Origin of the sequence: Lysinibacillus sp. K60, assembly GCF_019731275.1 — a bacterium.
In the GTDB taxonomy this organism is placed as follows: domain Bacteria; phylum Bacillota; class Bacilli; order Bacillales_A; family Planococcaceae; genus Lysinibacillus; species Lysinibacillus capsici.
Genome location: NZ_JAASJR010000004.1, coordinates 240,825 through 253,956, shown reverse-complemented (window position 1 = coordinate 253,956; position 13,132 = coordinate 240,825). Strand labels below are relative to the sequence as shown.

Here is a 13,132-nt window from a genome sequence, read left to right as displayed (position 1 = left end):
ATCTACTACAGTGCAACTTCCTAACAAAGAATAATCAAGAAGTTGTTACGATTTTCTATTCCTTACATCAACTAATTGTTGGAATAGTAAGTTTTTTAAGAACTCTGTTTTATTTTAAATCACGAATACCATTAATGAGTTCTTCTGTGATAACATCAGTAAACTCTTCATAAACTGGTTCCAGTTGTTTTTTGATGGCTTCTTTTTCAGCATCTGATAGCTCAATGACTTCGATGCCAGAGTTTTTAATGTTTTCGAATGATTTTTCGTTTTCTTCCGCAGCTAAATCCCAAGCTAACGTTGTTGCCTCATTTAATGATTCTTCAACTGCTGTCAATAGCTCTGAAGGTATTTTTTCCCAAAATGTTTTGTTTACAAAGATGGCATAGTCTAGACGACCATGTTCAGATACGGAGAAGTACTTTTGAACTTCTTGATATTTTTGAGTATCAAAGTTATTAAATGTGTTTTCTTGTCCATCTACTGTTCCTTGTTGTAAGGCAGCATACGTTTCACCAAATGCAATTGTCGCAGAACCTGCATTTAAAGCTTTAAACTGCGATTCTAAAACTTTACCTGCTTGTGCTCTAAATTTTAGTCCTTTAAAATCGTCCACTGTCACAAGTGGGTGTTTGTTATTGGAAAAGTGTTTAAAGCCATTTTCCCAGAACACGAGACCTTTAATGTCGTTAGCTGCTAGTTGTTCAGATTCTAAAATTAATTTTGCAACATCTGAATTAAAGAACTTACGAGCATGCTCTTGATTTTCAAAAAGATATGGCATATCAACGTATTGCCAGCGAGGGTCGATTTTTACCATTTTCGTTACAGAAGGAGCAATCATATGCACATTTCCTGATACTAAGGCATCTAATTCATCGTTATCTCCATAAAGTTGCGAGGATGGATAAACCTCAACTTTCACTTTACCCTCTGTTTTTTCCTCTACTAATTTTGCAAATGCCTCGGCTGCTTTACCTTTAACACTATCAATTGAAGTTACATGCGAGAATTTAATAACAAGAGGTTTTTCTTTGGTGTAGCCACCATCTCCCTCAGCTGCTGGAGCAGAAGCTTGTTCTTTTTTGTCGCCACCACAAGCTGCAAGTACTAGTAAAAGCAAAGCCATGAATGACATGAAAAGCCATTTTTTCATTCTATATCCCCCTAAAATATATATTTATAGTTAAAAGGGCAACCTTTTAAACCCTAGTTAATGAAATTGATTTTTAGGAAGTGCCTCAATATATTTAAAACCATAATTTTCTGTGTAATAGTCGTATACAGGTTTAAAGGCGTTTTCCCAATCCTCTATTTCTTCCTCCGTTAAATAATGAATTTGTATGCATTGACATGCTTCCATTTCCTGAAGTCTTTCTGCACTTAAATTCTCTGCTTGTTGCCACTCCCATTTTTGTACTTCCTCAAGAGTATCAATCAAAAGCTCCTGTACATTTTTAGGGAGGGAATTCCAAAATTCATTGTTCATTAATAACAAATAGCCTAGATAGCCATGATTACTAATAGTTAAGTAATCTTGAAGTGAATGTAGATTTTTGCTTGTGATATTAGTGAGCGTATTTTCTTGCCCATCAACATTGCCTTTTTGTAGTTGATGGAAGACCGTATTAAAATCGATTCGTCTAGGATAGGCACCGGCAATGGAAAATTGCTCGGCTAAAATATCACTTGGCATTATTCTCATGCGTAAGCCTTGTAAATCAGTTAAGTTTTGGATGGGACGAATACTATTACTTAACTGTTTAAAACCACTATCCCATATGCCCATCGAGATTAGATTGTGTTTATTTAATCTCTTCATTAATGATTGCCCAACTTCGCTTTCAACATATGTATGAACTTCTTTTGCATTTTTAAATGCATAAGGTAAATCCATGACAGACCATTCGGGTACAAACGTAGTAATTTTTGAAATGGCAGGGGCAATCATCTGAATATCTCCTCTTAAAAGAGCATTCATCTCCTCACCATCCTTGTACAGTACACCATTTGGAAAAACTTGAATCTCTACATGACCATTACTTCGTTCCTTAATAAGCTCCGCAAATTTAATTGCTGCCATTCCTTTTGGTGTGTTTTCACCAACAACATGTGAAAAACGAATGACAATTTGTTCTTCATGACTTAATTGCTCATTGTCAGTTGGATAGGTTTGCTGTTGACAGCCTATAAGGATGGTTAAAAAACATAAGTTTAAGAATAGTACTTTTATAGGGTTACGCCACATGTCAATTCACTCCTAACTGTATAAGATGTGAACGCTTTCTATTGTATTTTATACGAATAAATATTCAATATTATGGTTTTAATGAACATTTTGGTATTTATGGTATATAACAATTAGTTATATTGATAAATTGTTATAATACAAGATGATTGCTAGAGAAAAAAGAATCTGCTTACTTTTCTTTTATTAATGTGCATAGTAAAGCATCATAAAGCTATGCATAATAAGAAAAATAGCAGATTCTATATGAGTTTTTATTTTAATAAATATTTGTGCTCAACTATTTTATAGAATAATATTTCGTTGGTCGTCCAACTGTTCCATATTGTAGTTCAATGCTAACGGTTCCTTTAGTTGCTAAAAAATCTAGGTATTTTCGAACTGTGACCCTTGCCATTCCAACATTTTGGGCCAGCTGCTCGGAGGTTATAGCTTCTCGATATGTTGTTAAATAATCTAATATTTGTTTCATCGTTAAATTGTTTAAGCCTTTAGGTAATTCATTTGACCCTTGTTGTATACCTAGCCAATTATCAATATCCTCTTGATTTAAGGCCGTGCAATTAGAAAACAACTTGGAGCTATTTTTATATTGCTGTAAAGCTTTTTCAAAACGTTCGAAACGAAAGGGCTTAATGAGATAATCGCTTGCACCAAATCGTAAAGCCTCTTGAACAGTCGGAGCATCCCGCGCAGCAGTTATCAGAATAATATCTGAGGGAATCCTTTCTGAACGGAGTTTTAAAAATAAATCCATACCAGTCATATCTGGTAAAAACATGTCTAGTAAAATTAAATCTGGTTTTTTCACTTTAATTTTTTCGTAAGCATCACGACCAGTGATCGATTCGCCTACAAGCTGAAAACCAACCATTTTATTTAAAAAACCTTTATTTATCTCAAGCACCATTGGATCGTCTTCTACAATAAAAACTGAAAGTATGCTCATTGTTCCTCTATCATCCCTACCTCAATAGTAATATTTGTACCGATATTGACCGTTGATTCAACTTGTATATTTCCGTTATTAGATTCTACAATTTGTTTAACAAGTGCAAGGCCAATACCATGTCCTTCCTTTTGTTTGGTAGTAAAACCATATTCGAAAATTCGATGCGGTAAACCTATTATCCCCAAGCCACTATCCTGTACTTCTATATATAGATAGTGCTTATCGCCAATTAACGTTAATCGTACATCTTTATACGTACACTCAAAGCATGCTTCCATCGCGTTATCAAGCAAATTCCCAATTATAGTTACCAAATCACCACTAGAAAAACCGCTCATAATATCGGCTAGCTTTGAATCATCATCAATGGTCAGTTCCACGCCGAGTTCTTTTGCTCGCGAGTACTTCCCAAGTAGTAAACCTTGAATCGAGTAATCAAGTATTTTATCATGTAAAATTTGTATAATTTCCTCTTCATCCGTAATTTCATCAATAATAAGACTCAGAGCTTCCTCATTACGATCTAGTTGAATTAATCCTGCAATACTATGTAAACGGTTCATATATTCGTGCTGTTGAGCTCGTAAGGAATCCACAAGCATTTTAATCCCTGTTAATTCTTCAGCTAACATATTTGCCTCTTTACGATCCGTTAACATTATAAGGTATCCAGCATTTTGATCTAAAATTCGAATAGGGAAGGTGCGTACTAAATACATCTGGTCATGTATAAGTAAAGGTCTATATATTTCATGCTGCTGTAAAATGTCTTCCGCAAGCCATGTCCCATTAAATAATTCTTTGCGGGAAATTCTTTGTTCAAAGAAATGAGTATACTGCCTTGCGAGACGGTTAATAAATGATACATTACCGCTTTCGTCAGTTGCTAATATACCGATATCCATTGCCTGTATAATGCCAGATCGTTCTTCGACTAAGCGAGCGATTTCGTATGGTTCTAAGTTAAATGTTTGACGCTTTAAGTGATTAGCCACCCAGACTGAACCACCTAATCCAATAGCTAGTCCCCAAAAAAGAGAAATCAATATATCAAATTGATATTCATCTAATAGGTTGTACCATTTTGGTGTGAGTAACCCAACTGTAATAACACCAACTTGTTGTGTACCTTCTTCATTCATTATAGGAACGAATGCACGGATGGAATAGCCAAGCACTCCCTGAGCTTTTGATATGTATTCATGCTGTGAAAAAGCTTCTATTTCGTCTCCACCCTCAAAAACTGTGCCAAGTTTGCTCTCGGAAGGGTGAGAATAGCGGATTTTCTTCATATCAATAATCACGATATAATCAACATCAGTTGTTAAACGAATTCTCTCCGCAATGGGTTGAATAACTTCAAATCCATTCGGCTTCCCAACATTATTTTGTACATCTGTCAGTTGTGAAACGGTTCTCGCGATAGCAATGGCTCGTGCTCCAAATTCTTTCTCAAATGCACCCGAAAGGTTATGGAGCATGATAGCACCACTTGTTGCTATAGAAAAAAGGACAATAATAAATGAAAAAATAAACATTTTTAGACGTAAAGATATATTTTTCATAGACATATAAAAGAGCGATAGCTATTAGCTTTCTTTTATACATTCATCACCTCAATTCTACAAAATAAGCATGTTTACCTTAAAACATACTAAAAATTCTTAGTTTATACTAAATTACCATAAATAACAAAGCTGTTGTAATACAAGATTTGTTGAAGAGTATTTTTTTTATTGTGTAGTATAACAAAACGATTGATAAATATGATTTATATTGTTGTAATGGCATACATATGCCAGAAAATTGGACTCTAATATATATATTTGAATAATAAAAAATTTTTCACTTTCAATAAATAATTTGAAATATACATTGATTGTATTGTAATTTTTTGAAATTATAATACAAATATGGAAATAAAAGACGGAAACCAGCTTTTTGTTCATACATATAAAAGTAAAAATCTTGTAGAAAATAGTTTCAAATTTCTCTTCTGTTCTTAAAAATTCTAGCGTAATAAACTAAATAAATAGTTCTTTCTTTAGATAGATAATAGAAATTAATTTTCTAATTAAGATTTTATTCATAAACAGCATGTGAAAATATACACAAAAATAATTATTTAAGAATAATTAATATATAACGATAAAATAGAGTAGAAAAATAATAAAATCTAGTATATGTAGATTTTTTAGTTTGTAAAACTTCATTTTTCTTAGAGGCTGTAAGGTTTGTTTGATTTTAATTTTTAAGAAAAGAATGAAAAACTTTTTGGAGAAATAATATTTTTTAGAAAAACATCTTGCATTTGAATAATTCTAAGTGGTAAATTGTTTTACATGGACGTTCATAGAATTTTCACAGGTAGCAAAAGAGGGGAGAAATGAGAATTTATGAATAAAAATAGATGGTTAATTGCATTATCTGCAATCGCTATTCACCTTTCAATCGGTGGAGCCTATGCATACAGTGTATACAAGCTACCGATTGTCACAGAAATGGGATGGAGTGAAACAAAGGTAACGATTGCCTTTACCATTATGATGGGATTAGCTGGTTTCTCAGCTGCATTATTTGGTAGTTTAGTAGAAAAAATGGGACCACGTAAATCGGCGATGGTAGCAGCTGTCTTATTTGGAGCAGGACAAGCTGGTGCTGGTGTAGCCATTTCAATGGATTCTGTTGTTATGTATTGGTTAACATATGGTGTTCTTAGTGGATTAGGAATGGGGATTGGCTATATTGCACCTGTATCAACACTTGTAAAATGGTTCCCAGACCGTCGTGGTCTAGCAACAGGTATGGCCGTACTTGGTTTTGGATCGGGTGCACTGATTACAGCACCAGTCGCAGCCAACTTAATGGAGGCAGTTGGCATTTCTACAACATACTTTATTCTAGGGGCAAGTTACTTCACGTTAATGATTTTAGGGGCTTCATATATAGCACCACCTAAGCCAGGTTATATGCCTGCTAATATGAAAGCAGCTGCCAATAATGGTAAGGACGTAGTGAAGAAAGATTTATCTGTTATGTCAGCACGAGAAGCTGTTAAAACAAAGCACTTCTGGATGCTTTGGTCAATGCATTTAGTTAATGTAACAGCAGGGATTATGATGATTTCTGTTGCTTCACCAATGGCACAGGAAATTGTTGGTCTATCAGTTGCAGGTGCTGCCGCAATGGTAGGAATTATGGGGTTATTTAATGGTGGTGGCCGTTTAATCTGGGCCGCTGTGTCTGATTATATCGGTCGTTCTAACGTTTTCGTTATTTTCTTTACAGCACAGCTAATCACATTTATCGTTTTACCACATACAACTAACGTAATTATTTTCCAAGCACTTATCTTCTTAGTTGTTAGTTGCTATGGTGGTGGGTTCTCAAATCTACCTGCATTTGCAAGTGATTTATTTGGCACAAAGCAACTTGGTGTGATTCATGGTTATTTATTAACAACGTGGTCATTGGGTGGAGTATTTGGACCGTTGTTAGTAAGTGCAATCAAAAATGCGTATGGAAGCTATATTCCTGTATTCTATGTATTCGCAGGTTTAATCGCAGCTTCGTTGATTATTTCCTTAACGTTACGTGCAGATGTACGTAAGCAAACAGCTTTAAAAGCAGCGCAAAATGTTGGAGATGTATCTGCTACACAATAATATGAACTTTCAAATTACTATATAGGTGTCATTTCGTGGATGGCACTTATATAGTTATTTTTTTGAAGCGCTTGTTATATAACAATTGTAATTTCTTTGTTTAATGTATAACAGCACATGTCTGATGTCAATAACATTACTGGAAATAAAGTGATTTCGTTATTAAAAGAGAAATTTTGTAACGAAATGCACAATGAGGAACAAACCGTTAAAAATTGAATCTTTTCTCAAAGATCAACGTATATAAAGTAATTAGGGAGGGATCAATCATGGGGAAATTTTCTTTAGATGAATTTGTTCATAAAACACAGCAGGACGATAATGAGAATGATTATTTTGAATTGGAAACTGAACGCGTATTAGAGGTTAATCTAAACGGTGAAGTGTGGTCAAAAATGGGCGCTATGATTTCCTATACAGGTGATATTAAATTTGAACGTGAGCGCGTCTTGGAGCATGGTCTTGGCAAAATGTTTAAAAAGGCTTTAACGGGTGAAGGTACGCAATTGATGAAAGCTAGCGGAAAGGGCAGACTCTACTTAGCGGACCAAGGAAAGAAAGTAACTGTTTTTGATTTGAGAAACGACAGTATTTGTGTCAATGGCAATGATTTACTTGCCTTTGAGCCTAGCATCGAATGGGATATACGTTTGATGCGTAAAATGGCTGGCATCATGTCAGGTGGTTTATTTAATGTAACCCTTCAAGGAACAGGGAAGGTTGCGATTACAACTCATTTTGAACCACTGACATTATTAGTGAAACCAGGTGAAACAGTATATACTGATCCGCATGCTACTGTCGCATGGTCAGGCAACTTAACACCTGAATTTAAAACAGATATTAGCTTCCGTACATTTATCGGCCGAGGCAGTGGAGAATCCATCCAGATGGCGTTTTCTGGTGAGGGCTTTGTTATTATCCAACCATTTGAAGAAGTTTATATGTCTAGTGAAAGCTAAAAAAGCGCGTCCGTTTTCTACGGACACGCTTTTTCTTCTATTATAATGCCGCATGCATTCCTGCAATACGTCCCGTTACGAGGGCTGAAGTGATGTTATAGCCGCCTGTATAGCCATGAATATCAAGAATTTCTCCACAAAAGAACAGTCCTTCTTTTTTCTTTGAGGCCATTGTTTTTGGCTCGATTTCTTTTACAGAGACACCGCCACCTGTTACAAACGCCTTATCGAGTGACTGTGTGCCACTCACTGTTAAGGTGAAGTTTACTAGTAAACGTGCTAGCTGACGAATTTTCTCTTGGGATAATTCAGCGCCCGTCAATTGAACATCAATATGTGCTCGCTCACATAAGAACAAGAGCCATCGTTCAGGTGCTATGCCTTTCCAAACATTTTTCACAGCCTTTTTCGGATCTTCTTTTATTAATTTATTTAAATATTGTAGACATGTTTCTTCATTATAATGTACCAGTGTTTGAATACGCATTGTCACGGGCTCATAGCCTGTTTTCATTAATTCTTTCACAACGAATTGACTACAACGCAAAATAGCAGGACCACTTAAACCAAAATGGGTAAAGAGCATATCCATTTGATGGGTGACGAGTGTCTTGCCTTTTTTATTTAGCACGGAGACAGCAACATCACGCAATGCTAGTCCTTGTAGCTCACGTGCTTGAATAAAATCTTCTTTTGAAATAACAGGGACTTCTGTTGGGAATAAGGTAGTGATTGTATGACCCGCACGTTCAGCCCAAGGATAGCCATCACCTGTTGAGCCTGTTTGTGGAACCGCCTTGCCCCCAACGGCTACAACGACTGCTTGACTACGGACTTCTGTGCCATCAGCAAGACGTACACCCAAAATTTTATCTTCATCCATTAGAAGCTTACTGACAGCTGTGTGTAAACGAACTTCAATATGAAGACGTTGTAGCTGTCTAATCAGCGCATCAACGACATCTTGTGCACGATTGGATACAGGGAACATTCTACCGTGGTCCTCTTCCTTTAGGGCGACACCAAGTCCTTCAAAAAATGCAATTATATCTTCATTATTATAAACGGTAAATGGACTATAGAGAAAACGGCCATTACCGGGTATATGTTTCACAATTTCTTCAACAGGCAAACGATTTGTAACATTACAGCGTCCTCCGCCAGAAATGGCCAATTTCTTGCCTAGTTTTGTGCCTTTTTCTAACAATAACACCTTCTTTTTGCGCTCTCCAGCAGCAATCGCCGCCATTAATCCAGATGGGCCACCACCAATCACGATTACATCATACATAGTTAGAAACTCACTTTCTGTTCAAATTAGGAATCTTTCCTATTATACATGAAGTCTATATAGAGAGGGGCTTTCTTTGACATTGAAAATAATAGAAAAGTGTTTTATAATTCTTTATCTCTTCTTTTGGGATGAAGAGCTTATACAGTAGAATGAAACACAATATTCTTTTTATACAATTGGATGAATGAAAGTTTTCCTTTATTAGCATTGTCAGCATGAAATGAATGTCTTTTCGTGCTATTATGGTAAAGGTTATGCACTAAATTATGAGGTGAAAAATAGAATGTGCGGATTTATAGGTTATATTAATGGAACAAATGTGATTGATCATCATCAGACGATAGAAAATATGATGAATACAATTATTCACCGTGGACCAGATAGCGGTGGTATTCATAGTGACGATAAAGTGACGTTGGGTTTCCGTCGATTAAGTATTATTGACTTATCAGACGTAGCAAATCAACCATTATATAGTGCAGATGGCAATATTGTGCTTGTATTTAATGGAGAAATATTTAACTTCCAAGAGCTGCGTGCAGATCTTATTGAAAAAGGTCATACGTTTAAAACGCAGTCAGATAGTGAAGTCATTATTTATGGCTATGTAGAATATGGCGTAGATTTTGTGAAGAAACTGCGTGGGATGTTTGCCTTCTGTATTTGGGATAAAAAGAATGATTTACAATTCATTGCGCGCGATGGCTTTGGAATCAAACCATTGTATTACTCTGAGCATACAACTGACGGTACGTTTATCTTTGGTTCTGAGATTAAATCGTTTTTACCACACCCATCATTTATTAAAGAGTTAAATAAACAGGCACTTCGCCCTTATTTAACATTCCAGTATTCATCTATGGATGAAACATTCTTTAAAGGTGTCTTTAAATTACCACCAGCACACTATATGCTAATTCAAAATGGACAAAAGCAAATCGTGCAATATTGGGATAAAAAATTCCATGCAAAAGAAGCACCAATCGAAAAATATATTGAAGAAATTCGTTCAACTGTTAAAGAATCTGTAGAGGCTCATCAAATCAGTGATGTAAAAGTTGGTTCATTCTTATCGGGTGGTATTGACTCTAGTTATATTACGTCCTTATTACGCCCAGATAAATCCTTCTCAGTCGGGTTTGCGGACTATGAAGATATGTTCAATGAGACAAATCTTGCAAAAGATTTATCGGATACGTTGAATATTCAAAATGAACGTAGATACATTACAGCAGATGAGTGCTTTGAAGCGCTACCTAAAATTCAATGGCATATGGATGAACCACAATCCAATCCATCTTCAGTGCCACTTTACTTCCTTTCGGAGCTTGCTTCAAAGGATGTAACGGTTGTCCTATCAGGTGAAGGTGCTGATGAAATTTTTGGTGGGTATGCTTGGTATCAAAACTCAGGAAGAATGCAAAAATACGAAAAATTACCATTAGGTCTTCGTAAAACATTACGTGGGATGGCAGAAGCTCTACCGAAAAATCAATACACGAATTTCCTTATTAAAGGTGCTCAAACAGTAGAAGAGCGCTTTATTGGAGAAGCGGTAGTGTGGGATGAAGTAGATGCTATTAATGTTTTAAAGCCAGCTTATAAAAATGCCCCATCTGTAAAATCGATTACAAAACGTATTTATGATGAAGTGCCTGGCGATGATGATGTGACAAAAATGCAGTATCTAGATCTAAATCTTTGGATGCCTGGTGATATTTTATTGAAGGCAGATAAAATGAGTATGGCACACTCGATTGAATTACGTGTACCATTTTTAGATAAGGAAGTAATGGAGTTAGCGAAAAATATTCCTTCAAGATACCGTGTGAATGATATCGATACAAAATATGTTTTACGTCAAGCTGCACATCAGGAATTGCCAGAAGAATGGGCAAAGCGTCCGAAACTTGGATTCCCAGTGCCAATTCGTCACTGGTTACGTGAAGAAAAGTATTACAGTATGGTAAAAGAAATGTTTACAACTGACTTTGCAAATGAATTTTTTGATACAAAACAATTAGTTGGCTATCTAGATGAGCACTACGAAGGGAAAGCAAATCGTGGTCGTTATATTTGGACAGTTTATGTATTCCTAGTATGGTATAAAAAGTTCTTTGTGGACATGGTATAAGAAATACCTTAATCGGTGGGGATGTTCAATTCCTCACCGATTATTTTAAGGCCTTTTTTCTTCAAGTTTCTTTATGAATGAACTTTTTGGTGTTTTTATGCGTCTCATTTCCTATAAATGTGGTAAGATTACAATTGGTTTACTTAAATCATTTACAAGGTGACAGCGTTTGCATGTCGTGTATGAGTAAGGAAAATGTTTTATAAGAGCCATTAAAGTGTTACGATAATAATATTGATTTTACAATGAATGGATGGGTATGATGTCCAATTTAATGAAAGGTACTGCGATATTAACAATGGGGATGTTTTTATCGAAGGTACTCGGATTAATTTATATTTTTCCGTTTTATGCAATTGTTGGCGAGAAGAACATTGCGCTTTACCAATATGCATATATTCCCTATTCAATTATGCTGGCAATCGCCATTTCAGGTGCACCAATAGCCGTCTCTAAATTTGTATCCAAATATAATGCCATGGGGGATTATCAATCGGGTCGCAAGCTGATGAAATCTGGCATTCTTATTATGATGATGACTGGCTTTGCAGCATTTATTGCCCTCTTTCTACTTGCTACGCCAATAGCAGGGTTAGTTATTAAGAGTGAGGAACAAGTCTTTACAGTCGAACAAATTGCTTCAGTAATACGATGGGTTAGTTTTGCCTTAATCGTAGTACCATTTATGAGTCTATGGCGTGGCTTCTTCCAAGGCTACGACAAAATGGAGCCTACTGCCGTTTCACAATTGGTGGAACAAATTGTGCGAATTGTTGTGTTACTTGGTGGATCGTTCCTAGTGGTTATTGTGTTTAAAGGAAAACCAGAGACAGCCATCTCCTTTGCTGTGTTTGCTGCATTTATCGGGGCAATCGGAGGATTAGGTGTTCTTTATTATTACTGGAAAAAGTATCAGCCTGAATTTAACTTATTACGTAGCCAAAGTGTGACTTCCACACAGTTACCAATGTCCAATATTTATAAAGAAGTGATTACCTATTCCATCCCAATGGTGTTTGTAGGGGTGGCCAATCCGTTATTCCAATTAGTCGACATGCTTACGTTTAATGGAGCAATGACGTCCATTGGTTTAGCAGAAGTAACAGATACTTATTTATCGATGATTAACTTTATGACACATAAAGTTGTTATCATCCCTGTTATGCTAGCGACTGGATTTTCGATGGCGCTTGTACCAACAATTACAAAGTATTTTACACAGGGGGAGTATTTAGCGCTCCGCCATGCAATGGATAAGACCTATCAAATTTTAATCTTTATTACATTGCCAGCTGTGGTTGGTATTTCTCTATTAGCCAATGAAATTTATTTTATGCTTTATTCAGAAAGCGAAATGGGAGCAACGATTTTAGCGCATTATGCACCTGTTGCTATTTTATTTGCGTTATTTCAAGTCACAGCAGCACTACTTCAAGGAATTGATTTTCAAAAGTGGATTGTTTTCAGCTTATTATCTGGAATTTTCGTAAAGCTAGCATTAAATATTCCTTTAATTCGCTGGTTAGAGGCAGATGGTGCAATAGTAGCTACAGCTATTGGCTATAGTGTTTCGATTATCATTAATATGCTTGTGTTACGAAAAACGTTGAATTATCGATCAGAAATGGTTGTGCGTCGTGTCATGCTAATTGCTTTATTGACAATGGCGATGGCCATTAGCGTGCTGATGGTGCATAAATTATTGGAATTACTAATGGGACCAGTTGATAGTAAATTCTCAGCATTACTATTCTCAATTATTTGTGCGGGTGTTGGTGCGGCTGTTTATGGCTTTTTATCATTACGCCTAGGTTTAGCCCAAAAGCTATTAGGTGAACGATTAACCCGTATTATGAGTAAACTGGGATTGAAATAGG

Annotated in this window: 9 protein-coding genes; 4 read left to right on the top strand and 5 right to left on the bottom strand. The window is 35.9% G+C overall.

The features are described from left to right. Nucleotides 1–109: 109 nt before the first annotated feature. The 4 genes from HCH28_RS11525 to HCH28_RS11510 form a co-directional block, all read right to left on the bottom strand. On the bottom strand, nucleotides 110–1,156 hold the full coding sequence (locus HCH28_RS11525; RefSeq protein ID WP_221681037.1) for a DctP family TRAP transporter solute-binding subunit: 1,047 nt from the start codon (nucleotides 1,154–1,156) through the stop codon (nucleotides 110–112). A 57-nt stretch (nucleotides 1,157–1,213) separates the two neighbouring features. Continuing rightward, nucleotides 1,214–2,248, bottom strand: a complete 1,035-nt coding sequence (locus tag HCH28_RS11520) for a DctP family TRAP transporter solute-binding subunit (RefSeq protein ID WP_221681036.1) — start codon at nucleotides 2,246–2,248, stop codon at nucleotides 1,214–1,216. A gap of 280 nt (nucleotides 2,249–2,528) precedes the next feature. Continuing rightward, nucleotides 2,529–3,197: a response regulator gene (locus tag HCH28_RS11515; protein ID WP_221681035.1), complete on the bottom strand. Its 669-nt coding sequence runs from the start codon at nucleotides 3,195–3,197 to the stop codon at nucleotides 2,529–2,531. Then, a complete protein-coding gene (locus HCH28_RS11510) occupies nucleotides 3,194–4,681 on the bottom strand; it encodes an ATP-binding protein (RefSeq protein WP_221681034.1) in 1,488 nt (495 codons plus the stop codon). The genes HCH28_RS11515 and HCH28_RS11510 overlap by 4 nt, the downstream gene beginning before the upstream one ends. A 915-nt stretch (nucleotides 4,682–5,596) precedes the next feature. Here HCH28_RS11510 and HCH28_RS11505 point away from each other — a divergent pair. Then, nucleotides 5,597–6,865 carry an L-lactate MFS transporter gene (locus HCH28_RS11505; protein ID WP_221681033.1) on the top strand — a complete coding sequence of 423 codons (1,269 nt, stop codon included), beginning with the start codon at nucleotides 5,597–5,599 and terminating at the stop codon, nucleotides 6,863–6,865. Between the two features lie 269 nt (nucleotides 6,866–7,134). Next, nucleotides 7,135–7,827, top strand: coding sequence for an AIM24 family protein (locus HCH28_RS11500; protein ID WP_221681032.1), 693 nt, complete (start codon nucleotides 7,135–7,137; stop codon nucleotides 7,825–7,827). A gap of 40 nt (nucleotides 7,828–7,867) precedes the next feature. Here the strand turns inward: HCH28_RS11500 and HCH28_RS11495 are convergent, their stop codons facing one another. Further along, nucleotides 7,868–9,118: a BaiN/RdsA family NAD(P)/FAD-dependent oxidoreductase gene (locus HCH28_RS11495; RefSeq protein ID WP_048393473.1), complete on the bottom strand. Its 1,251-nt coding sequence runs from the start codon at nucleotides 9,116–9,118 to the stop codon at nucleotides 7,868–7,870. Between the two features lie 286 nt (nucleotides 9,119–9,404). Here HCH28_RS11495 and asnB point away from each other — a divergent pair, with 286 nt between their 5' ends. Then, nucleotides 9,405–11,255 (top strand): asparagine synthase (glutamine-hydrolyzing), encoded by a 1,851-nt coding sequence (gene asnB / locus HCH28_RS11490; protein ID WP_131521294.1) that lies wholly within the window; start codon nucleotides 9,405–9,407, stop codon nucleotides 11,253–11,255. A 262-nt stretch (nucleotides 11,256–11,517) separates the two neighbouring features. Beyond that, the gene (locus HCH28_RS11485; protein ID WP_221681031.1) at nucleotides 11,518–13,131 is read left to right on the top strand and encodes a putative polysaccharide biosynthesis protein; all 1,614 of its coding nucleotides are present in this window, start codon (nucleotides 11,518–11,520) and stop codon (nucleotides 13,129–13,131) included. Nucleotide 13,132 lies beyond the last annotated feature (1 nt).

Bases quoted from the DNA above. Each gene is read 5' to 3' on its own strand.
- HCH28_RS11525 (WP_221681037.1), bottom strand. From the start codon at position 1,156: ATGAAAAAATGGCTTTTCATGTCATTCATGGCTTTGCTTTTACTAGTA.
- HCH28_RS11520 (WP_221681036.1), bottom strand. From the start codon at position 2,248: ATGTGGCGTAACCCTATAAAAGTACTATTCTTAAACTTATGTTTTTTA.
- HCH28_RS11515 (WP_221681035.1), bottom strand. From the start codon at position 3,197: ATGAGCATACTTTCAGTTTTTATTGTAGAAGACGATCCAATGGTGCTT.
- HCH28_RS11510 (WP_221681034.1), bottom strand. From the start codon at position 4,681: ATGCTCCATAACCTTTCGGGTGCATTTGAGAAAGAATTTGGAGCACGA.
- HCH28_RS11505 (WP_221681033.1), top strand. From the start codon at position 5,597: ATGAATAAAAATAGATGGTTAATTGCATTATCTGCAATCGCTATTCAC.
- HCH28_RS11500 (WP_221681032.1), top strand. From the start codon at position 7,135: ATGGGGAAATTTTCTTTAGATGAATTTGTTCATAAAACACAGCAGGAC.
- HCH28_RS11495 (WP_048393473.1), bottom strand. From the start codon at position 9,118: ATGTATGATGTAATCGTGATTGGTGGTGGCCCATCTGGATTAATGGCG.
- asnB (WP_131521294.1), top strand. From the start codon at position 9,405: ATGTGCGGATTTATAGGTTATATTAATGGAACAAATGTGATTGATCAT.
- HCH28_RS11485 (WP_221681031.1), top strand. From the start codon at position 11,518: ATGTCCAATTTAATGAAAGGTACTGCGATATTAACAATGGGGATGTTT.